The organism is Alteromonas sp. 009811495 (assembly GCF_028865455.1).
GTDB lineage: Bacteria > Pseudomonadota > Gammaproteobacteria > Enterobacterales > Alteromonadaceae > Alteromonas.
In genome coordinates, this window is the sequence record NZ_CP113972.1 from 2,361,385 (window position 1) to 2,383,117 (window position 21,733).

The 21,733-nt window shown below is 43.8% G+C and carries 18 protein-coding genes and 1 tRNA gene; 8 read left to right on the forward strand and 11 right to left on the reverse strand.

All coding sequences use genetic code 11. The annotated features are described in order from the left end of the window. Positions 1-154: 154 nt before the first annotated feature. Positions 155-610 carry a hemerythrin domain-containing protein gene (locus tag OZ660_RS10850; protein ID WP_159625729.1) on the forward strand — a complete coding sequence of 152 codons (456 nt, stop codon included), beginning with the start codon at positions 155-157 and terminating at the stop codon, positions 608-610. Positions 611-793: 183 nt separating this feature from the next. On the opposite strand, the gene OZ660_RS10855 is transcribed toward OZ660_RS10850, so the two are convergent. Both OZ660_RS10855 and OZ660_RS10860 read right to left on the reverse strand, forming a co-directional pair. After that, positions 794-952, reverse strand: a complete 159-nt coding sequence (locus OZ660_RS10855) for a YqaE/Pmp3 family membrane protein (protein WP_014949371.1) — start codon at positions 950-952, stop codon at positions 794-796. Between the two features lie 232 nt (positions 953-1,184). Next, positions 1,185-3,479 carry a GGDEF domain-containing phosphodiesterase gene (locus tag OZ660_RS10860; RefSeq protein ID WP_274740909.1) on the reverse strand — a complete coding sequence of 765 codons (2,295 nt, stop codon included), beginning with the start codon at positions 3,477-3,479 and terminating at the stop codon, positions 1,185-1,187. Between the two features lie 282 nt (positions 3,480-3,761). Here OZ660_RS10860 and OZ660_RS10865 point away from each other — a divergent pair, with 282 nt between their 5' ends. Next, positions 3,762-5,177: a sensor domain-containing diguanylate cyclase gene (locus OZ660_RS10865; protein WP_274740910.1), complete on the forward strand. Its 1,416-nt coding sequence runs from the start codon at positions 3,762-3,764 to the stop codon at positions 5,175-5,177. A gap of 341 nt (positions 5,178-5,518) precedes the next feature. Here the strand turns inward: OZ660_RS10865 and OZ660_RS10870 are convergent. The 7 genes from OZ660_RS10870 to rlmE all read right to left on the reverse strand — a co-directional run bounded on the left by OZ660_RS10870 (position 5,519) and on the right by rlmE (position 11,849). After that, positions 5,519-5,604, reverse strand: a tRNA-Leu gene (locus tag OZ660_RS10870). 12 nt (positions 5,605-5,616) lie between these two features. Further along, positions 5,617-5,991, reverse strand: coding sequence for a preprotein translocase subunit SecG (secG, locus tag OZ660_RS10875; protein WP_274740911.1), 375 nt, complete (start codon positions 5,989-5,991; stop codon positions 5,617-5,619). Between the two features lie 10 nt (positions 5,992-6,001). Next, positions 6,002-6,745 carry a triose-phosphate isomerase gene (gene tpiA, locus OZ660_RS10880; protein ID WP_274740912.1) on the reverse strand — a complete coding sequence of 248 codons (744 nt, stop codon included), beginning with the start codon at positions 6,743-6,745 and terminating at the stop codon, positions 6,002-6,004. Between the two features lie 96 nt (positions 6,746-6,841). Next, complete coding sequence (gene glmM / locus OZ660_RS10885; protein ID WP_274740913.1) at positions 6,842-8,185, reverse strand: phosphoglucosamine mutase; 1,344 nt, start codon at positions 8,183-8,185, stop codon at positions 6,842-6,844. Positions 8,186-8,194: 9 nt separating this feature from the next. After that, positions 8,195-9,019, reverse strand: a complete 825-nt coding sequence (gene folP / locus OZ660_RS10890) for a dihydropteroate synthase (protein ID WP_274740914.1) — start codon at positions 9,017-9,019, stop codon at positions 8,195-8,197. A 152-nt stretch (positions 9,020-9,171) separates the two neighbouring features. After that, complete coding sequence (gene ftsH / locus OZ660_RS10895; protein ID WP_159625742.1) at positions 9,172-11,118, reverse strand: ATP-dependent zinc metalloprotease FtsH; 1,947 nt, start codon at positions 11,116-11,118, stop codon at positions 9,172-9,174. A 101-nt stretch (positions 11,119-11,219) separates the two neighbouring features. Further along, positions 11,220-11,849: a 23S rRNA (uridine(2552)-2'-O)-methyltransferase RlmE gene (rlmE, locus tag OZ660_RS10900; protein ID WP_202261618.1), complete on the reverse strand. Its 630-nt coding sequence runs from the start codon at positions 11,847-11,849 to the stop codon at positions 11,220-11,222. Between the two features lie 95 nt (positions 11,850-11,944). Between rlmE and yhbY the strand changes: the two genes are divergently transcribed. Together yhbY and OZ660_RS10910 are read left to right on the forward strand one after the other, a co-directional pair. After that, the gene (yhbY, locus tag OZ660_RS10905) at positions 11,945-12,238 is read left to right on the forward strand and encodes a ribosome assembly RNA-binding protein YhbY (RefSeq protein ID WP_159625746.1); all 294 of its coding nucleotides are present in this window, start codon (positions 11,945-11,947) and stop codon (positions 12,236-12,238) included. Positions 12,239-12,340: 102 nt separating this feature from the next. Then, complete coding sequence (locus OZ660_RS10910; protein WP_274740915.1) at positions 12,341-13,117, forward strand: 3-hydroxyacyl-CoA dehydrogenase; 777 nt, start codon at positions 12,341-12,343, stop codon at positions 13,115-13,117. Between the two features lie 89 nt (positions 13,118-13,206). Here OZ660_RS10910 and OZ660_RS10915 read toward each other — a convergent pair whose 3' ends face one another. Together OZ660_RS10915 and OZ660_RS10920 are read right to left on the reverse strand one after the other, a co-directional pair. Continuing rightward, entirely contained in the window at positions 13,207-13,911 is a 705-nt protein-coding gene (locus OZ660_RS10915) for a hypothetical protein (protein ID WP_274740916.1), read from the reverse strand. A gap of 187 nt (positions 13,912-14,098) precedes the next feature. Further along, entirely contained in the window at positions 14,099-16,495 is a 2,397-nt protein-coding gene (locus tag OZ660_RS10920; protein WP_274740917.1) for a Lon protease family protein, read from the reverse strand. A gap of 223 nt (positions 16,496-16,718) precedes the next feature. On the opposite strand from OZ660_RS10920, the gene OZ660_RS10925 reads away from it, so the two are divergent. From OZ660_RS10925 to holA, 4 genes are all read left to right on the forward strand, one after another. Further along, positions 16,719-17,339, forward strand: a complete 621-nt coding sequence (locus tag OZ660_RS10925) for an SRPBCC family protein (protein WP_274740918.1) — start codon at positions 16,719-16,721, stop codon at positions 17,337-17,339. Between the two features lie 223 nt (positions 17,340-17,562). Continuing rightward, complete coding sequence (leuS, locus tag OZ660_RS10930) at positions 17,563-20,166, forward strand: leucine--tRNA ligase (RefSeq protein WP_274740919.1); 2,604 nt, start codon at positions 17,563-17,565, stop codon at positions 20,164-20,166. A 10-nt stretch (positions 20,167-20,176) separates the two neighbouring features. Beyond that, positions 20,177-20,695, forward strand: coding sequence for an LPS-assembly lipoprotein LptE (locus OZ660_RS10935; RefSeq protein ID WP_274740920.1), 519 nt, complete (start codon positions 20,177-20,179; stop codon positions 20,693-20,695). 7 nt (positions 20,696-20,702) lie between these two features. Beyond that, positions 20,703-21,731 carry a DNA polymerase III subunit delta gene (holA, locus tag OZ660_RS10940; protein WP_274740921.1) on the forward strand — a complete coding sequence of 343 codons (1,029 nt, stop codon included), beginning with the start codon at positions 20,703-20,705 and terminating at the stop codon, positions 21,729-21,731. The last annotated feature ends 2 nt before the right edge of the window (positions 21,732-21,733 follow it).

The window sequence follows — 21,733 nt, forward strand, 5'->3', positions numbered from 1 at the left end:
TTATGTAATTTTTTCTTCGCTTTATATTTACCTCTAACACCCTCGCATGACATAGACAAAAAAAGCCCATAAAAACATAGAGTAAGCATTGCTTTCCCGATTGGAATAGTTCTCGCATTAGTAAAAGCGTTCGAAACTACCTGAGGAAGATAATATGCAAATTTTCGAAGCACTACGTCAAGATCATGAAAAACAACGTCTACTATTGAAGATCCTTGCTGAAACCAGTGGAAACACTGCAGCAAGACGAGAGTACTATGAAGAATTGAAAGTACAGCTAGAAAGTCACGCAGTAGCTGAAGAACGTCATTTCTATTCACAGTTACTTGAGAAAGATGCCACTGTGGATTTAACTCGACATGGCATAGCGGAACATCATGAAATTGATGAACTACTGGAAAAACTGGACGAAACCGACATGAGTTCTCCAGGTTGGTTACGTCACCTAAAAAACCTACAAGATAAAGTAGAGCATCACCTTGCAGATGAAGAACAGGAGTTCTTTCAAGTAGCGGGTAAAGTACTTAATGACCGCCAGAAATCAAAGCTTGCCGATGAATACCGTGAAGAAATGAAACTAGCGGTGGAATCAGCAACCACTGCCGCTTAATGGTGAGTCGGCAAACAATACACGGAACGTCAATTAACCCTAGCCCCAAAAAGGTGGCACTGCGCGAATTGAATACAAAAATGCCAGCTAAACACTGGCATTTTTTATAATCAAAATCGTAAAAGGCGTCGACTTCGACACTGCGTTTTTGCAGTAAAGAAATACAACGCCCGTAATGTTCACCTACTTTTTAGCGATGATGTATACCGCATGAATTACACCAGGAAAATATCCTAAGATCGTTAAAAGAATATTTATCCAAAAGTGAGCACCAATTCCTACCTGCAAAAATACACCGAGCGGCGGAAGCAAAATCGACAATAAAATACGAATAATATCCATAGTAAATTCCTTGTTGTTGAATTATTTTCACTATCTAGTGAGCAAAATTGTCACACTTTAGTGATTATGTAGTGCATCTAGTGGCACAATTCACGTCTTTGTTGATTACGCTGTTTTTACTGCACATTAAGTGCCACTTATGTCGACAAAGAAAACTGAAAACGAACATACAACCATGAACTTACTACTTTTTATTCGTAAATGTAATACACTCGGGTATCAACAAAAATGACTAGGCGCCAAACGGCGTGTGTTGCAACCACGCTTCCAAATCATTTTTATTTAGCGGGCGACTAATAAAGTAACCTTGAACCACATCACATCCCCACTCTTTCAAAATTTCTAGTGAGGCTTTGTCTTCTACACCTTCTGCCACTACCTTTAGATGAAACGCACTGGCTAAGCGCAGTACAGTATGGACGATCTGTTGATCGTTTTCGTCACTTGCCAGCGATAATATAAAGCTCTTATCAATTTTAATGGTTTTAACAGGTAAGTTCTTGAGGTAGGCAAGTGAGGAATATCCTGTTCCAAAATCGTCGATTGCAAAATGAAACCCTCGCGCAGTGAGCTCAGACAAGTTTTCAATAGCCAACGACGCATCTGCAACTAAGTCGCTTTCTGTTATTTCAAGCTCAAGGGCTTCTGGAGACAAGCCTTCATCATTGAGCTTCTGAACCAATTTATTCAGCAAAACTTTGTTTTGAATATCTTGAGTCGAAAGATTCATTGCAACAGTAAAGTGATATCCTTTACTCCTAAAGTACGCCAAGTCGGTGATAGTTTGTTGCATTACCCATGTCGTAACCTGTTCAATAAGTCCGGCTTGCTCTGCAATAGTAATAAACTCATCTGGGGGCACAAATCCCAGTACACTATTGTTCCATCTTATCAGCGCTTCCATACTGGAAACTTTCATGCTAGCTAGGTCAACTTTAGGCTGATACACCATCGAAAGTTCATCTTGTTGGCTTGAAAGCGCGCGTTTAAGTTCCGTCGTTATCGAAAGCCTTCTTGAGTATTTGTCCTCAAGCTCAGCGCGATAATTAACACACCAATTCCCCGAATGAATCGCTTCGTCAGTAACAATGTTCATCTTTCTGAACAATTCTTCAGAGGTAGAGGCATCTTGCGGACAATTGATAATAGCCATCGCTACCTTGACTGGAATTGCAATAAGGTTACTTTCAACCGGCTGTTCTAAAATATGTCTTAGTGTGTTTAGCTGGTCTTCGGTTAGGTGCTGTTCAGAGATATACAAGATCTCGCCGCCTGCCAAACGCGCTGAAGTACCTGGCCAACGCTGCAATCTAACAGCCAATGTTTTAAGCGTATTATCCCCATTTGAATAGCCGTACAAATCATTGATCGTTCGAAAACCTAGCACCGTGATAGCAATAACCTGAACAGATTTCTTCTCGGCCATTTGATTTTCAAAATAATCTTCTACGAAATTGCGATTGTACAATCCGGTCAGTACGTCGTGCTGTGCCTGATAACGAATGTGCTCTTCACGACTTTTAATACTGGCTTGCATGCTATCAACGGCATTGGCGAGTTCAGAAATTTCTTTAAGTTTCGAAGGTTTTTCAAGGGTGGCACCGTAATTACCCGACGCCACTTTATTCACCGCCGCAACCAAATTAGAAACGGGTTGGCTTACATTACGTGACAGCAACATAGAAAGCGCTAGTGCAATAAAGATTGCGATTACGGTAAAGGCAAGAATTGTTATTTGAATACTCGTAAACGCATTAAACGAGTCAGAGGTGTCCAACGCTAAGGTTATATTAACGGGCAAGCTAGTCTCAGATGAGATATTCACTTTGCGAGCGAAATAGTGGTGTTCACTGCCAAATGTCACTTCTAACCATGAAGGGTCATCTTCGAGCGCTAAGATAGAATTAGCAACAGGTTCATCAAGCGTTGTGGTCAACACCTGTTTTGACTGCTTTTCAGAGATTATGATTTCAGCATCAACAAGTGTTTTTAATTCATCTAACAACGTTTGGTCGAATTCGATACCGATAATCATGTAGTAGCGTAGTGTGGGAATTTCTACACGATACAGATTTAACTGCACTAGCTTTCCATCAACAACGAAAAAACCGCTATCTACGCCTTTTGCCGCTAACTGAAGTGTACTGTCGAGTTGTTGCCCTTCTTCAAATAAGGATGAGTGAGACACGACAACGGTATGATCGAGACCGACTAGCGCGATTATATTAGTGTTAAGTCGTTGGGCGTAGCTGGTGAATGCCGCATTTATGGAAGGAAGATCTTCTGTGCCCACTGCCCTTCTAAAATCAAAAGAGCGAGATAAAACATTTGAAACGCTGCGTATGACTTCTTGGCGGTCATCTACGACTTTATCAAACACTTTTTCTGCTAATGCAATATCTTTGTCAATGCTCTCGACGACTAACGAATTAGCAGATTTCCAAACGGCGCCAATAATTAACAATGATGCTATTACAATTCCCAAAAACAGGGTTTGGAACAAGCTCTGACTTAGCGTTTTCTGCACTATAGCGCCTCTCGATGCATCTTATTGTATTTCGCTAACACAACCACTACTACCTTTCGACTAAAGAATAGCTGATTCTTACTTTTTCTGACAGTAGTAACACGCTGTATTTCCACAAATTTAAATGTTTGTTACAAATTAGCCTTAGAGACTCAAACGGTCAGCTTAAAATTTATAAGAACCTAATATAGCCGAATTGATACCTGCAATAGTTAAACAAATACGCAATAATATCTGGTACTATTCGCATCCAATGACCGTTCGGGCTGTAAAGAGGTATTAATGTTCAAGGCGTTAGTGGGCAAGCATTATCAAAGTTTGCTTATATTAATACTCATTACTCTGTTATCCGTGTTCGCGGTTACAGGTTATGTCGCCATTAACAATATTGTCTCAGAACAAAGTCGCATTCAACAACAAGCCGTCAGCCCCGTCTACTCACTCGTTAATCGCGAGTTGCTAAAACCCCTTCATATTGCAGAGACCTTCGCGGAAACAATTACGTTTGAACAAATTCTCAAAAACGACGTTGATGAATCGTTTCTCCTTGCGCAATTGGCGAGAATGGAAGAAAGGCTAGGCTTAATTTTTTTTGTCGCGTTAGAAAAACAACGTAGACAGCTGATGTCAGATGGACGCAGTTTCGATCTGATTGAGGGTGAAGTTTACTGGTATTTTGAAGCGCTAGACACCAAAGAACGTATCCTTGCTGACCTAGGCCAAGTGGGTAATGTCCATCTCTTTTTTGATGTAAAAATATACAGCGATAACGACGAATTTTTAGGATTTGTCGGCGTCGGCAAGCCCATCAAATCTTTTATTGAGTCACTTAACAAATACAAAGCGCAATACGGTTACGATTTTCTATTTGTTAATGAGCGCAATCAAGTTCTTCTGTCATCTGTGCCAGATTATGTAGTAACCGATGATTACGTACCTGATCTTAAAAGCTTGCCATGGTTCGACGATGCCGCTGTAAACCTCACCGATTTAAGCAATGTCATTGTAGAGAACGATGACAAAGAAGTATTAATTTCAGAAATAAGTATTCCACAACTTAATTGGCGCTTGTTACTTCTAACGCCATTAGAGACAAGGCAAGCACAATTAACAAAAACCTTTGCGATGAACGCATTACTTGCTTCATCGGTTATCATCATTGTTATATCTGGTATTTTCGCTGTATTTATTAGCTATAAGCGCAAACTAGAAAAGCGTATGGAAACAGATGCGCTTACAGGGCTTGCCAATCGTAGCTATTTGCAACGTCGTTATCAGCAGTTAAGAAAACGTTCCTCTAACATTTGTATTGTCATGGTAGACCTAGACCATTTTAAACAGATTAACGACCAATACGGTCACGGTGCAGGCGATGAAGTACTGCGCACTGCAGCAAACGTTTTGACTAATATACTTCGCAACGGAGATACAGTATGTCGCTGGGGCGGAGAGGAATTTGTATTACTTATCCCTGAAATAACCGCTCAAAACTGTATGGCGCTAGTTGAAAAAGCGCGCCGTGAAGTAGAACGCGTCAACGTAAAACACGGCAGCCACACTATTACGTTTACAGCGAGTTTTGGTGCGACAGCAGGCTCTACATCGCTTCAACTTTCTAAACACTTAGCTAACGCAGATCTGGCGCTTTACGAGTCTAAGCGAAATGGAAGAAACAGAGCGACCCTATTTAAAAAGTAGTGGCTTTGTAACTACCTTCTTCATAGCAGCACAATATACTCTGCACGTTGCTTAAAGTTCACACGCAATAAGGTCAATCACACGCTCCTATTATACTGTGTATGGTAACTATTTAGTCGCACTTTAGGTTAGGCTTAGGACTTTGGGCGTGAGCCCTCAAATCGTTAGTGTGGGAATATCGGAAAAGAAGAAGCACAAGCAGAAGTAGAAGTAGAAGCAGAAGTAGAAGTAGAAGTAGAAGTAGAAGCGAAACTAAAGTGACAACAGCGGTGAAGTATTGTTGTAATGCTAGCTTATCAACAACCAAAAAAAAACCGTAACATGAGCTACGGTTTTTTAATTGGTGCGGAAAGCGGGACTTGAACCCGCACGAGCTATGCTCACCACCCCCTCAAGATGGCGTGTCTACCAATTCCACCACTTCCGCGAATTAGATTATTTAGTTGCTGCCGTCTGTATCAGGTACATCCGACTGACTAGCGTCATCTGCTACTGGAACATCTTGGTCAGCAGGTAGTTCTACAGGCGCTTCAACTGCCGCAGGTACCTCAAGGTTGTTCCACTCGTCTTCCGCACTTTCACGGTTTGCAGACATTGCACCTAGCATAAGGCTAATAAAGAAGAACAAACCTGCCAAAATAGCAGTTGTACGCGTCATAAAGTTACCTGAACCTGTTGATCCAAACACAGTGTTTGAACCACCTGAGCCAAATGAAGCGCCCATGTCTGCGCCTTTACCTTGTTGGATAAGTACAAATCCAATCAATAAAAGTGCAACGATAAGGTATGCTACTAATAGCACTTCGTAAATCATAAATACCTCGTCAGTTTGCCGCTTGGCAAATTGAAATAAAATCTTCAGCTTTTAAACTGGCACCGCCAATTAAGCCACCATCGACATCTTGCTGCGAAAACAAGGTTGCCGCATTATCAGGCTTAACACTACCACCGTACAATATACGAAGGCCTTGCGCCAATTCTGCGTCTACTTTACTAAAGTAACCGCGGATAAATTCGTGAACTTCTTGTGCCTGTTCAGGGCTTGCTGTTTTACCTGTTCCGATAGCCCAAATTGGCTCGTAGGCAATAACACTTCGCTTAAGCTCATCAACTGTCATTAGCGATGTTAGCGCATTTAACTGCTCAGCAACAAAAGACTCTACGTTCCCAGCTTCTCTAACGTCAAGCGATTCGCCTACGCAGATAATGGGAGTAAGACCTGCCACTATGCTTTTTTGCGCTTTTTGCGCAACCAAAGCATTCGACTCACCTTGATCTTCACGACGTTCAGAGTGACCTACAATTACATAATCACACCCTGCTTCTTTTAACATCTCTACTGATAGTTCACCAGTATGAGCGCCGTTATCAAGATGGCTGACGTTTTGAGCACCAATTGAAAAACCAACTTTTTCAAATCCGTGAAGTAGAACTGATGGCGCACAAACAACGACTTGTGCATCACACTTTACTTCAGCGAGCTTTTTGTTGAAGTCTGCTACAAGCGACAAACTTCCGTTCATTTTCCAATTTCCAGCCACAAATGGCTGTCTTTCTATTTTACTCACAACGCAGACCTTAGCCCTGTCTTTCAAGCGGGCGTGATATTAACTATTTAATCGGTAAGATACAAGCACAAAAAGTGAAAAATCCTGCTACGCCAACTAATTGGCGAGTTTACGAACAGTTTCAGCGATGTGCTCTGCCCATTTCGCTGATTGCTGCTCATCGTTAGACTCAACCATCACACGGATTAAAGGCTCTGTACCACTTTTTCTCAGAAGAACACGCCCGTTTTTGCCTAGACCAGCTTCAGCTTCAAGCTTAGCGGCCTGCACTTGCTCATGCGCGAGATAATCTTCATCTTGATTGGCGTAACGAACATTTACTAGCGTTTGCGGATACATTTCAAAGCCACTTGCCAACTTGTTGAGATCCATATCAGAGCGCAACATAGCTACAAGCACTTGTAACCCAGCAACAATACCGTCACCTGTCGAGCACATGTTTAGGTTAAGTACGTGACCTGAGTTTTCGCCACCAATACTCCAACCTTTTTGTTGAAGTAATTCCATTACATAGCGATCACCAACATTGCTGCGTGCGAAAGGAACACCAAGCTTACTTAATGCATTTTCAAGCCCCAAGTTACTCATTAGTGTGCCAACAACACCACCTTGCATTTTGCCATTTTTTAAGGCGTCGCGAGCAATGATGTAAACAATTTGGTCTCCATCTAGCACATTGCCTAAATGGTCAACCATCATAATGCGGTCACCGTCACCATCTAATGCAAAGCCTAAATCAGCGCCCGTTTCTTTTACTTTTTCAACAATACTGTCCATCGAGGTAGCGCCTACCCCTTCATTGATGTTCAAGCCATTAGGTGCCGTACCCAATTCTATTACGGTCGCACCTAGCTCACGCAGTACGTTTGGCGCAATGTGATAAGTCGCGCCATGTGCGCAATCAACAACAATCTTCAGGCCAGTTAGTGAAAGCTCAGATGGGAATGTGCCCTTACAAAACTCAATATAACGCCCAGCCGCGTCATTAATACGTACCGCTTTACCCAGTTTGTCTGACGCAACACAGGTCATAGGTCGGTCAAGCATATCTTCAATAGCAAGCTCAATGTCATCATCTAACTTAAAACCTTGAGCAGAAAAGAACTTTATACCATTGTCGTAAAACGGGTTGTGTGATGCACTAATCACAATACCCGCTTCTGAACGGAAGGTTTTGGTAAGGTAAGCAATCGCCGGTGTTGGCATTGGTCCAAGTAAACCAATGTCGATACCCGCTGCAGACAATCCTGCTTCAAGACACGATTCAAGCATATACCCCGATATACGTGTATCTTTCCCAATAAGTACCTTGTTCGTTCCTCTTCCTGCAAGTACTTTACCTGCGGCCCAACCAAGCTTGGTGACAAATTCAGGGTTGATGTTACTTTCACCAACTTTACCGCGGATGCCATCCGTACCGAAGTATTTGCGCTGAGTCATTATTATTCCTTATTCGATTGTATTCAGCATTTTTACGATGTTTACTGCATCAGCAGTCTCGGCAACATCGTGTACGCGAATGATATGTGCGCCCATTTGGGCAACAATTGTAGCGAGGCTTATGCTTCCAGCCAAGCGCTCATCTACTTTTCTGTTAAGAAGATTGCCGATCATAGACTTTCGTGACATGCCGACTAACACCGGATAGCCCAGTTCCATAATTTCTGGCAAATGTTTTACTAATGCATAATTGTGCTCAAGTGACTTACCAAAGCCATAACCCGGGTCAAGTAACACCTGTTCTTTTGCAATCCCTTTAGCTTCACACGCTTTAACGCGTTCACTTAAAAAGGCGCTTACATCTGCTACAACATCATTGTAACTTGGATTGTGTTGCATTGTGCGTGGCTGACCTTGCATGTGCATCAAACATACAGGCACTTTCGCATTTGCTGCGGCTTCAAGTGCATTAGGTTCTTGAAGTGCACGAACGTCGTTTATCAGGCCCGCCCCCGCTTTTACCGCTTCAGTCATCACTTGAGCTTTGCTTGTATCAATAGAAATTACGCAATCGCTATTGCGGGCTACGGCTTCAATAACGGGAATTGTTCTATCTAACTCTTCTTGCAACGAAACGCCTGGCGCACCCGGTCGCGTAGACTCACCACCAATGTCGATGAAAGTTGCGCCCTGTTCAACCATTTCAAGCGCGTGCTTCAGCGCTTTTTCAACAGAAGCGTGTTTACCACCATCTGAAAATGAGTCAGGAGTGACATTCAATATGCCCATTACGTGGGGCTGAGAAAGACTAATAAAATGATTACCGAACTGCATGATAGGCTCATCGTTAAAAAAGTGGCTCAGGTAGAATACCGATGTTCAAACTAAGAAAGTCAAAGAACGTGGTTTCACTAGGTGTAGTCTACCTAATTCAGTACAAATAAAAAACGCCAGATAAACTGGCGTTTTTCACTATTTAGGTGTGGTTAGCTTGGAATATCTCCAGGCTTACCTACAGACGGCTTATCAACGCCATCATTTTTAATCTCGCCTTCGCGAACAGGTGCACCACCACTTGGTTTACCGCCGTCAGAAGGTCTGCTGTCGTCCCAATCTGCAGGAGGACGTACGTCAGTACGATTCATTAAATCGTCGATTTGTTTGGCATCAATGGTTTCGTACTTCATCAGTGCGTCTTTCATTGAGTGCAAGATATCGATGTTTTCTTCAAGGATCTTCTGAGCACGGTCATAGTTACGGTCAATTAAAGACTTAATTTCCGCATCAATGGCACGCGCTGTGTCATCAGACATATTTGTTGCCTTTGACATAGATTTACCAAGGAAAACTTCACCTTCATCTTCAGCGTAAAGCATTGGACCCATTTTGCTCGATAAGCCCCACTGCGTTACCATCTTGCGCGCAATTTCAGTTGCACGTTCAATATCGTTAGACGCACCAGTGGTTACTTTATCGTCACCATAAATAATGGCTTCAGCAATACGGCCACCAAACAAACTAGAGATCATACTTTCTAAGTGCTGTTTAGAATGGCTTACGCGGTCCTGCTCAGGCAAATACATGGTAACACCTAACGCGCGACCACGAGGGATAATAGATACCTTATATACAGGATCATGCTCTGGCACTAAACGACCCACAATAGCGTGACCCGCTTCGTGATACGCTGTCATTTCTTTTTCAGGCTCAGACATAACCATAGACTTGCGCTCAGAGCCCATCATGATTTTGTCTTTGGCTTTTTCAAACTCTTCCATAGAAACAAGACGTTTGTTACCGCGAGCAGCGAACAATGCAGCCTCGTTTACAAGGTTCGCTAAGTCTGCACCAGAGAAACCTGGTGTACCACGGGCAATAACTGAAGGTTCTACGTTTTCAGCCACTGGCACCTTGCGAATGTGTACCTTAAGGATTTGTTCACGACCGCGAATGTCTGGCAAACCTACTACTACCTGACGGTCAAAACGGCCCGGACGAAGCAATGCAGGGTCAAGCACATCTGGACGGTTTGTTGCAGCAATCACGATAATGCCTTCGTGGCCTTCAAAGCCATCCATTTCAACTAGCATTTGGTTAAGGGTTTGCTCACGCTCATCGTGACCACCACCTAAACCTGCGCCACGCTGACGGCCTACTGCGTCAATCTCATCGATGAAAATGATACATGGAGCTGCTTTCTTTGCTTGTTCGAACATGTCACGCACACGCGATGCACCAACACCAACAAACATTTCAACAAAGTCAGAACCTGAGATGGTAAAGAAAGGCACTTTTGCTTCACCAGCAATTGCTTTTGCGAGTAGGGTTTTACCTGTACCAGGAGGCCCCACCATTAAAACGCCTTTCGGGATCTTACCGCCAAGTTTTTGGAACTTGGATGGGTCGCGCAAGAAATCTACCAGTTCAGACACGTCTTCTTTCGCTTCGTCACAACCAGCGACATCAGCAAATGTTGTCTTAATTTGATCTTCACCCAGTAAGCGCGCTTTGCTCTTACCAAATGACATTGCACCACGGCCACCACCGCCTTGCATTTGACGCATGAAGAAAATCCACACACCAATAAGCAACAACATGGGGAACCATGAAATAAAAATAGATGTAAGAAGAGACTGCTCTTCAGGTGGCTCGCCGTACACTCTTACGTCATTCTTAACCAAGTCAGAAATCAACTTGTCGTCGAAGTAAGGTACGAAAGTTTGAAAAGTGTCGCCTGAACGCTTTGTACCGCGAATTTCGCCATTATTATTGATGCGAACTTCACGAATATTTCCCTGTTCTGCTTCTCTCAAAAACGTTGTGTAGTCGGTTTGTGAACGAGCTGATTCACTAGGTGAAAAGCTCTGAAAAACCGACATTAAAACAACGGCGATGACTAACCATAAGATTAAATTTTTTGCCATATCGCTCAATGCTACTAACCTCTATAAACCCGAACTGCTGGGATATTCAACACTTTGATTATTGAACAACCAAACTCGTTCGCAACGAAAACCGCTTATCCCAAAGCCTACTACACTTTATACCCACAAGCCACCAAATACACCTCACGAGAACGTGATCTGGACGAGTCTGGCTTGCGTGTCTTTATGGTGGTGAAAGATTGTTTAAGTGCGTTCATGTACTCAACAAAACCTTCCCCTTGAAAGACTTTTATAACAAAAGCCCCTCCTGGTTTTAATACTTGATGACACATATCGAGCGCGAGTTCACAGAGATACATCGAGCGCGATTGGTCAACAGAAGCATTACCCGCTAAATTTGGTGCCATATCAGACAACACTATATCTACGGTGTTCCCACCAATTCTGTTCAATAGTGCTTCGAGAACGGCATCTTCTCGAAAATCACCTTGCAGAAAGTCTACGCCAACTATAGGGTCCATGGGCAATATATCGCATGCGATAACTTGACCATTGTCACCAACCAGTTGTGCAGCCAACTGAGACCAGCCACCAGGCGCAGCCCCAAGGTCCACAAGTGTCATCCCGGGTTTTATAAGCTTATCTTTTTTCTGGATTTCTTCCAGTTTGTAGATAGCTCGCGAGCGCCAACCTTCCTTCTGTGCTTTTTGCACATAATGGTCGCTGACGTGTTCTTGTAACCAGCGTTTACTACTGGCAGAGTGTTTCTTTTTTGTCATTCCAATACAATGTCATTAGGATTGTAGACGAGATGGCGTTAGAATACGTTATTTCAAGCATAAACTAACAGATTAATTGTAAGAATTATTACTTCATGAAACTTTCAAATAAACAGAAACAATTTCTTAAAGGCCTTGCACACCCACTGAAACCCGTTGTGCAACTAGGCGCAAACGGCCTTACAGAAGGGGTAGTAGCAGAAATTGACAACGCCCTTAACCATCACGAATTAATTAAAGTTAAGGTGCCAACCGATGATCGCGAAGAGAAAGCGCTAATCATGGATGCCATTGTTCGTGAAACAAACTCAGTTAAGCTTCAGGTTATCGGCCACACGCTAATAATCTATCGTCAAAGCGAAGACTGTAAAATTCAGTTGCCAAAATAGCTACTCATTAGGTGTCGATAACCTGCGGCACCGTAGTGTTTCTTCTTACTTCCCGTTAACATCACATTAATAAAGTGAATACTACGGGAGTAAGAATTAACTATGACGCTAACCAATCTTACCGCTATTGTAACAGGCGGATGCTCTGGACTTGGTCATGCCACTGCAATTGCACTTCGCGATGCAGGCGCCAAGGTGAGTCTTTTTGATTTGAATGAAGAGCTAGGCGCACAGCGCGTTGAAGAACTAGGCAAAGACCACACACTTTTCACAAAAGTTGATGTGCGCGACGAACAACAAGTTCAAAACGCAATCGACGCTACAACAGAGGCATTTGGCACAATCTCATTGGTTGTCAACTGTGCCGGTATAGCGCCCGCCAAGCGTTTATTAGATCGTGAAGGCAACCCTGCCCCACTTGGCGACTTTCAAAAAACCATCGATATTAATTTAGTTGGTAGCTTCAACGTAGCCCGTTTAGTTGCAGCAACAATGGCTAAGCAATCACCCATTAACGACGAAGGTGAGCGCGGTCTTATTATCAATACGGCATCAGTTGCGGGATACGAAGGGCAAATTGGTCAAACTGCGTATGCGGCAAGTAAAGGTGGAATAATCGGTCTTACGCTTCCCATGGCACGCGATCTAGCGCCCCTTGGTATTAGAGTGAACACGATAGCACCTGGGGTAATGGGCACGCCTATGCTATTAGCGATGCCAGAAAAAGTGCAAGATGCACTGTCTGCCAATGTTCAATTTCCAAAACGCTTAGGCTTCCCTGAAGAATTTGCGAAACTCGTTATTCACATGGCCAACAACAGCTATTTAAATGGCGAAACCATTCGTTTAGACGGTGGCCTGCGTATGCCGCCTAAATAATGTCGAAATTTGATTTTTCACGAGACTCGCGACATCGCATAAAAAAACCCGCCTTTTGGCGGGTTTTACGTAATTAATCTAGATTGACTTTAGCTTTTCATCTTCATCAATGTGTCAGCTTCTACCGTAAAGCGGTTGAAGAAGTCATCTTCTAATTCACCGGTAATGCGAACACGCTCGCCCTTCATAAGCGAAAGATAACCGTCTTCATCAACAGGTGCATTCTCTAGCTCGTCAAGTTCGACTGTCAGCGTGGCGTCGCCAACTTCAATTTGTAACGCTTCTTTACCGATTGATTTCACTGTACCAACTAGCACCATTTCTTCGTCATCAAATTCGATGTTGCTTGCCGTACTCAAATATAAATCTGCAGATGCTTGGTCAACAGAATCTGCTAAATATACGGTGTCCATATCTTCCACAATCACGCTCTGCGCTACTAATCTCTCGTTAGAAAACATGCCTTCACCTAGACGTGCTGTCACCATCACATCTTCACCATCCATTTCAGCATACGCTTTCGTATCCAGATCAGTGTCTCTTAGCTCAACAAAAATTTGCCCATCGCCGTAGTCGAGCGTAAAGAATTGAGAATCTACAGCGGTTACTTCTCCCGTCAGCGTTATCCATGTATTACCCGGAAGCGAAGTTCGAGAAGTTGGCTGCACTGACTTAGATGATGCTTGCATCTTAGCCACCTTGTGGCCGTCAACTGTGGTATGCGCTACCGCCGATGACCCCATCATTGCTACTGAAACCATTGTTGCCGTAATTGTTTGTTTAGCGTTAAACATTGTGACCTCCTTAAAGGCATATTTGTTATCCATTCAACAATGTTTAATGCAAACCCAATGCCGTCCTTAAAAATCAATCACTTACGCCATAAAGCTAAAATTAAGAAATTATCAAAGCAGAAAATTATTCTTACTTTTGCACACCTTACATTGTGCAATAATGCGCACTTTGAGTTTTACGGCTTAGCTATTCGCCATCGCCACCATTAACAATTAACGCAATGTTATATAAGCGATTTACTGCATGGTAATTGATAGAGTTTTTAGGGTAGCGCCCCTTAGAGCTAATTTTACCCGCTTCCTGTTCCATCAAAATAGTTAACGCATCGTCAACCGTTTCAACGGTGTAGATATGAAACAGTCCTTTCTTAACGGCATCGACTACGGTTGTATCTAGCACTAAATTGATCGCATTTGATTTGGGAATAATGACCCCTTGCGTACCGGTTAATCCGCGATGCTGACAAAGGTCAAAAAAGCCCTCTATTTTTTCGTTTACGCCTCCAACAGCTTGAACCTCGCCGTATTGGTTTATCGATCCAGTGATAGCCAGTGTTTGTAGGCAAGGAATTTCGGTAAGTGCTGAGATGAGTGCGACCAATTCACCTAACGACGCACTATCACCATCGATGTGTCCGTACGACTGTTCAAGGGCAATGTTTGCTGAAAGCGTAAGTGGAAAGTGTTGCGCATACTTGTTGCCCAAATACCCGTTTAGCAACATAACGCCCTTTGAGTGAATTGGCTGGCCAAGTTCTACCTCGCGTTCAATATCCACAACACCGCTCGCGCCAGCGAACACGGTGGATGTGATACGTGCAGGTGTACCAAAGGCTGTATCACCAATATCTAATACCGTTAGACCATTTACTTTACCGACCGCTTTCCCTTCAGTGGCAATAAGCACATGACCTTCTTTAATATCGTTAAGTAACGTCTGACTTACCCTGCCCGTGCGACGCTTCTTCGCGCTTAGCGCGGTTTTAAGATGGTCGAGTTCTAACATTTGCGCATTGGATTTCTGGCAAAAGTAAAAGGCCTCGTTCACCAGTTCAATGACTTCAGCAAAATGCGCAGACAGTTTTTCTTTGTGCTCTGCCATTCTTAATGAGTATTCTACTAAACGACACATGGCATTTGCGGTTATGCCCTCTAGGCCCAACGTATGCAGATGCGCTCTGACTTTGCCCACAAAATCAAATAACGCCTGTCTCGTCACCGGAATTTCTAAATCAAAATCAACCAATACCCGAAAAAGCTCATCAAATTCATCATCGTAGTCTTGTAGCGTGTAATACAAGTCTCGCGATCCAAGCAGCACTATCTTCACATTTAAATCGATAGGTTGCGGGTTCAGCGTAATGTTATTCACCATACCCACGTCTTGTTGAGGCAAATCCATGCGTAAGCGCGTAGACTTTATCGCCAGCTTTAGGGCGTCCCATACATACGGTTGTTCTATAAGTTGGTCAACATCAAGCAGCAAATAGCCACCATTAGCACGGTGCAATGCCCCAGCTTGAATCATGCGATAGTTAGTGAAAACGCTGCCGTGAATATTGGTGTACTCAATTTTGCCAAACAGATTTTGGTAAGTAGGGTTAGGCTCATAAATAACAGGCGCAGCATCATCAAGTTTGTTTGATACAAGCACGTTCGGAAGAAATTGTTCTTCTAGGAAGATCTTTTTATCGAAGTCGTCGCTTTTTTCTTCTTTTTGCTCTTCACTATGGATAACTAACACGGCATTGACTAAAGCTGTTTTTAGTTGCTTTAAGAATTTCATCACACCAAGGTCTGACGAATACTTGTGCTCGAGTACCTTGATAAGCGGCTTTATACCCTGCTCTGCCGTTGTTTTGTCTAATTCACGTAGCCTCTCTGAATTTTCACGTTTCCACGTAGGTAAGCTCAACAAATTTTCGCTAAGCCTGTTTTCAAGTTCATCTATCAGCGCATAGAAACCTTCTCGTTCACTATCGCTTAAACTGGCAAAATCGTTATCGCTTATTGGTTTACCGTCAACAATTGGCGAAAACGTGATTGAGCCACCTTCCTCATACAGCGCCACATTATTTGCTTGCGCATAACGCTCTACAGCATCGATAGCAGCATCGTATTTTTGTTCAAACTCTCGAGAAATCGATGTGCGTCTGCGCTGGTAACCCGGATTATCAAAAGCAATGGGTAAGGAGTCCAACACATCATCAATCAATGCTGCCATATCTTTATGAAATGCCTTGCCACCGCCCGGCGGGAAACGCAACACAATCGGCTCGCGTTCTTCATCAAAATTATTGATGTAGCACCAATCGTCCGGTGCCGGCAATTGAGCCACTTGACGCTCAATATAATCTTTTACTAGCGTGAATCGACCTGTGGCGGGTTCGCCCATCACATAAAGGTTGTAACCTTTTGTATTAATACCTAAGCCAAAGGTTAGCGCCTCGCGCGCGCGCTCTTGTCCAATAAAAGTGGCATTCAGTGCTTCGTTGTCTTTCAACGCACTGTTGATGGCTCGGCGATTTATGGTAGGCGTTAATGCGTCAACGTCTAACGCGTACAAGGTAGTGTCTACAGACATGCTTTTCTATCGTTGTTGCTTTAAAGTAAGTGAACCCCTAATTAACAATTGTGTCAAACGCTTATCCTTCATATCCCCCTTTATTGCACTCAACTGCGCAAGAATCGAGCACAACTTGTTACTAAAGGCCGAAGCGCTATGGTGATTAGCGTTAAATCCCACTAGTATGGAAAAGCAACGTTTTACGAATAACTCACTAACAACAAAAAAAGGATTGCAAACTATGACAACAGCAGACTTTACTTCTCAACTCATCGCGCGCCGTGCCCCTTGCAGTCCAACATTCTTAAAATCGGCCGTTTTACGCTCGGTACTGGTAGGTTCATTATTCCTAGCTTGTAGTAGTAATGTCCATGCTGACGTCAAATTTGCTACTGAAACAGGTTTCTCAATCACTAATGTGAGCGAGAGCAGCGCGCCTATTGAGGCGGTGTATTCACATTTTGTGCAGCACATTGACATGTGGTGGCCTAAAGATCATACCTGGTGGAAAGGTACACTGAGCATTGATGAGCGCGCAGGCGGCTGCTTTTGTGAAACGAAAGACAACGCGAGTGCCCAGCACATGCAGGTAAGCTACATAGAACCCAACAAAAAAGTGGTTTTGACCGGGGGACTGGGCCCACTTCAGGAAATGGGCATGTTCGGCGCGCTGACTTGGCAGTTCGATGAGCAAGAAAACGGTGAAGGAACAAAAGTGACTCTCACATACACCGCGTCAGGGCATATTCATTTTAACGGCAAACCCGCATCATTAGACGAAGCAAAGGGTTTGGTAAAGGTTGTAGACCAAGTCCAGGCACAACAACTCAGCGCCTTAACGTCATTTAGTGACAAAAACTAAGCCGACACACGCAAACATGGTTACTTTTCCAGCAACTAACAATAAAAATGTCCTAACCTAGTGTTAAGCTATTGAGGCATGGCTTCGCGCTGGGGTATTCTAATGGGCTATGTATATGTTCAATCGAGTCATTGCGCCAACATTTCAGCATAAAATGCTGCAAAGTGCTTAAAGACCATCGATATAAAAACGTTTTAACTCTTAATGCGGAAGCCTAAGTTTCATGGCCGATAATCAGTACAACCCTAAAGATATAGAACAACGCGTTCAGCAATACTGGGAAGACAATCAATCTTTCAAAGCAAATGATGAAGAAGGCAAAGAGAAATTTTATTGCCTGTCGATGTTCCCTTACCCAAGTGGCCGTCTCCATATGGGTCACGTGCGCAACTACACTATCGGCGATGTAATTAGCCGTTTCCAGCGCATGCAGGGTAAAAACGTGATGCAACCTATGGGTTGGGATGCTTTTGGCCTACCGGCAGAAAATGCTGCAATTAATAACAATACTGCACCGGCCAAATGGACGTATTCAAATATTGATTACATGAAGAACCAGCTTCGTTCATTGGGCTTTGGTTATGATTGGGACCGTGAGGTTACTACCTGTAAATCAGACTACTACCGCTGGGAACAATGGTTCTTCACCCGTTTGTACGAGAAAGGTCTCGTTTACAAGAAAAATTCTACGGTTAACTGGGATCCTGTTGACCAAACTGTACTTGCAAACGAACAGGTTATCGACGGTCGTGGTTGGCGCTCGGGTGCCTTAGTTGAACAGAAAGAAATTCCGCAATGGTTTATCAAAATCACTGACTATGCTGAAGAGCTGTTAAAAGACTTAGAACAGCTTGAAGAGTGGCCTGATCAAGTGCGTGCCATGCAGGCAAATTGGATTGGTCGTTCTGAAGGTGTAGAAATTACTTTTAACCTTTCATCGCCGGTCAATGACATCAACGACTTGACGGTATACACCACTCGCCCAGATACCTTCTATGGTGTTACCTATGTGGCGGTTGCTGCACAGCACCCTCTTGCTGAATTTGCGGCGCAGTCGAATCCAGAGCTTGCTGCATTTATCGACGAATGCAAAAACACCAAAGTTGCAGAAGCTGAACTAGCAACAATGGAGAAAAAAGGCTGCGCGACTGGTTTTGAAGTAGTTCACCCGCTTACTGGCGAAACTCTGCCTATCTGGGTAGCTAACTTCGTACTAATGGATTATGGCTCTGGTGCAGTTATGGCTGTTCCTGGACACGACCAACGCGACTGGGAATTTGCGACAAAGTACGATTTACCTATTAAACAAGTTATTGCACCTGTACCGGGTGACGAAGACAAGTGTGATCTAACGTCTTCTGCCTATACGGAAAAAGGTAGCCTAATTAACTCTGATAAGTTTGATGGCGCAGATTTTGATGCGGCATTCAACGGTATCGCCGACGAGCTTGAAGGTAAAGGTTGTGGTAAGCGTAAAGTGAACTATCGCTTACGCGACTGGGGTGTAAGCCGTCAGCGTTACTGGGGCGCACCTATTCCAATGCTTAATTTGGAAAACGGTGAATCTGTACCTGTTCCGGCAGATCAACTACCTGTTGTGTTACCAGAAGACGTGGAGATGGACGGCGTTACTTCGCCTATTAAAGCTGACCCTGAGTGGGCAAAAACCACGTACAACGGTGAAGCTGCGCTTCGCGAAACTGATACCTTCGATACATTCATGGAGTCGTCTTGGTATTATGCGCGCTATGCCTGCGCAACAAATAACGACGCGATGCTTGACCCGAAATCGGCTAACTATTGGTTGCCGGTTGACCAATATATTGGCGGTATTGAGCACGCTATTTTGCACTTGTTGTATTCGCGTTTCTTCCACAAACTACTTCGCGATGAAGGCCTAGTGAACTCAGATGAGCCATTTAAGCGCTTATTGTGTCAAGGCATGGTATTAGCAGATTCGTATTATCGTGAAGACGCTTCTGGTAAGAAAACATGGTACTCACCGACCGAAGTTAGTACTGAAAAAGATGACAAAGGTCGCATTGTAAAAGCGTGGCTAACTGCCGACGGTGAAGAAGTTATTCACGGCGGTATGACAAAAATGTCTAAGTCAAAGAATAACGGTATTGACCCACAAGAAGTTATCGACCAATACGGTGCCGATACAGTACGTCTGTTTACAATGTTTGCAGCGCCACCAGAGCAAACGCTTGAGTGGGTTGACTCAGGCGTTGAAGGTGCAAACCGCTTCTTGCGTCGTATTTGGAAACTTGTTACTGAACATGTTGAAAAAGGCGCGCCTGTTGCGCTTGACGTTAAAGCGCTGTCAAAAGACCAGCAAGCATTACGTCGAGAAGTACACAAGACTATTGAGAAAGTGTCAGATGACCTTGGTCGTCGCCAAACTTTCAATACTGCAGTAGCCGCAATTATGGAGTTATTGAACCATCTTCAAAAAGCGCCACAAGAAAACGAGCAAGACGTCGCAATTATGCGTGAAGCCGTAGAGTCAGTATTGTTGCTTCTTAACCCAATTACTCCTCACATTGCCCATGAGCTGTGGAAAGTGCTTGGCCATGAACAAGACATTGATGTTGCACCTTGGCCAACGGCTGACAAAGCTGCGCTAGTAGAAGATGAAAAACTCATTATTGTACAAGTGAATGGCAAGGTTCGTGCAAAAATGACTATTGCAGCGGATGCCTCAAAAGAAGCGATTGAGGAAGCGGCAAAAGGCCAACAAAATGTACAACAATTTATTGATGGGAAAACGATCCGCAAGGTAATCGTTGTACCTGGCAAGCTTGTTAATATTGTAGCGAACTAGGTAAAACGGCATGAAAAAGTACTTTCAAATAGCGATTGTTTTGATTGGCCCGCTGTTAGTTGCAAGCTGTGGCTTTCACTTGCGTAGTGGCCCAAGCTTGCCTAACGACATCAACACGGTTGCTATTGAAAGTGCGAGAGCACACGCGCCGCTGGCGCGTGCGCTGAATGACAGCCTTAATGTTTACGGCTTAAAAGGTGTCTCACAAGGCACTCGTGATTCGGGTCAAAATATCCATATTTATCTGTTGCCCGAGCAATTAGAGCGCCAGCTACTATCAGTCTACCCTTCTGGACAAGTTGCCGAATACGAGCTTATCTATATCGTGCGCTACCGTGTCCAATTCCCAGATAAAGAGCCGCTGATGGCACAGTTTGAAGTGGTGCGCGATTATCAAGACGACCCAGACCAAGTACTCGCTAAATCGCGGGAGCTCGAATTGATGCTTGATGAAATGCGTAACGAAGCGGCTGATATCATAGTAAGACGACTTTCAAGCCAAGCTGTAGCGGCAAAAGACGCTCAGTAGAACGGCTATGCAAATCTATCCCAATCAGTTTTCTCAAGATATCAAAAAGGGCTTACGTCCTTGCTACTTGGTTTTTGGAGACGAGCCTCAACAAAAGTTTGATGTAATTGAGCAAATTCGTGCAACAGCAAAAGCCAATGGATTTGAAGAGCGCACTGTACTTGTTGCAGAAACTGGATTTTCTTGGAATCAGTTAATTGAAGCAACGCAAAGCATGTCGTTGTTCTCTAGCCAACAATTTATTGAACTAGAACTACCAACAGGAAAACCCGGCACGGAAGGTAGCAAAATGCTTCAAGAAGTTGCCGCATCACTCAACCCCGACATATTGCTGTTGGTCCACGGCCCTAAAATTGGCAAAGATGTTCAACGTGGAAAGTGGTTTAAAGTTCTCGACGACCTAGGTGTATCCGTGCTCTGCTATCCTCTAGAAGGTAAGCAGCTAAATACGTGGATAAACCAACAACTCCAGTCTCATCAATTAAGCGTCACACCTGGTGGTGTTAAAATGATTTCTGATTTTTGCGAGGGCAATATGCTCGCCGCAAAACAAGAGATTGATAAGTTAGCGCTGTTGTACCCCAATCAATCAGTCTCTGAGGCGCAGATTGAGCAAGCCATGGTGGATCAATCCCGCTATAACGTGTTCCAGTTAGTTGACGTTATGCTAAACGGTGAGAGCACGCGCTGTATCAAGATGCTATATCGACTAGAAAGTGAAGGGTTAGAACCCAACATCGTAATTTGGGCTCTAATACGCGAGTGGGAACAACTATGGAAGTTGAAGTCGGCGCTTGTCAATCGCGAGCCCATTCAGTGGCAAAAGTTTGGGATATGGCGCAATAGACAAGGTTTTTATCAAGCCGCATTAAACCGACTAAGTCTTGAGCAATTAGAAGAAATCCAGCACGCACTGACTAAGGCTGACCACGCTTTTAAACAAAATGTGATTGCACGGCCTTACATTGAACTTTGCCATTTGTGCATGATGTTTATGGGAATTGATCTTCGCGCTGTGCCCTATTTGGAAGCCTAGCA

Coding starts and splice junctions, on each gene's coding strand:
- glmM (WP_274740913.1), bottom strand. CDS start 8,185: ATGACTCAGCGCAAATACTTCGGTACGGATGGCATCCGCGGTAAAGTT.
- OZ660_RS10910 (WP_274740915.1), top strand. CDS start 12,341: ATGACGCTAACCAATCTTACCGCTATTGTAACAGGCGGATGCTCTGGA.
- holA (WP_274740921.1), top strand. CDS start 20,703: ATGCAAATCTATCCCAATCAGTTTTCTCAAGATATCAAAAAGGGCTTA.
- yhbY (WP_159625746.1), top strand. CDS start 11,945: ATGAAACTTTCAAATAAACAGAAACAATTTCTTAAAGGCCTTGCACAC.
- OZ660_RS10925 (WP_274740918.1), top strand. CDS start 16,719: ATGACAACAGCAGACTTTACTTCTCAACTCATCGCGCGCCGTGCCCCT.
- OZ660_RS10920 (WP_274740917.1), bottom strand. CDS start 16,495: ATGTCTGTAGACACTACCTTGTACGCGTTAGACGTTGACGCATTAACG.
- secG (WP_274740911.1), bottom strand. CDS start 5,991: ATGATTTACGAAGTGCTATTAGTAGCATACCTTATCGTTGCACTTTTA.
- OZ660_RS10915 (WP_274740916.1), bottom strand. CDS start 13,911: ATGTTTAACGCTAAACAAACAATTACGGCAACAATGGTTTCAGTAGCA.
- OZ660_RS10850 (WP_159625729.1), top strand. CDS start 155: ATGCAAATTTTCGAAGCACTACGTCAAGATCATGAAAAACAACGTCTA.
- folP (WP_274740914.1), bottom strand. CDS start 9,019: ATGCAGTTCGGTAATCATTTTATTAGTCTTTCTCAGCCCCACGTAATG.
- OZ660_RS10855 (WP_014949371.1), bottom strand. CDS start 952: ATGGATATTATTCGTATTTTATTGTCGATTTTGCTTCCGCCGCTCGGT.
- leuS (WP_274740919.1), top strand. CDS start 17,563: ATGGCCGATAATCAGTACAACCCTAAAGATATAGAACAACGCGTTCAG.
- OZ660_RS10935 (WP_274740920.1), top strand. CDS start 20,177: ATGAAAAAGTACTTTCAAATAGCGATTGTTTTGATTGGCCCGCTGTTA.
- rlmE (WP_202261618.1), bottom strand. CDS start 11,849: ATGACAAAAAAGAAACACTCTGCCAGTAGTAAACGCTGGTTACAAGAA.
- OZ660_RS10865 (WP_274740910.1), top strand. CDS start 3,762: ATGTTCAAGGCGTTAGTGGGCAAGCATTATCAAAGTTTGCTTATATTA.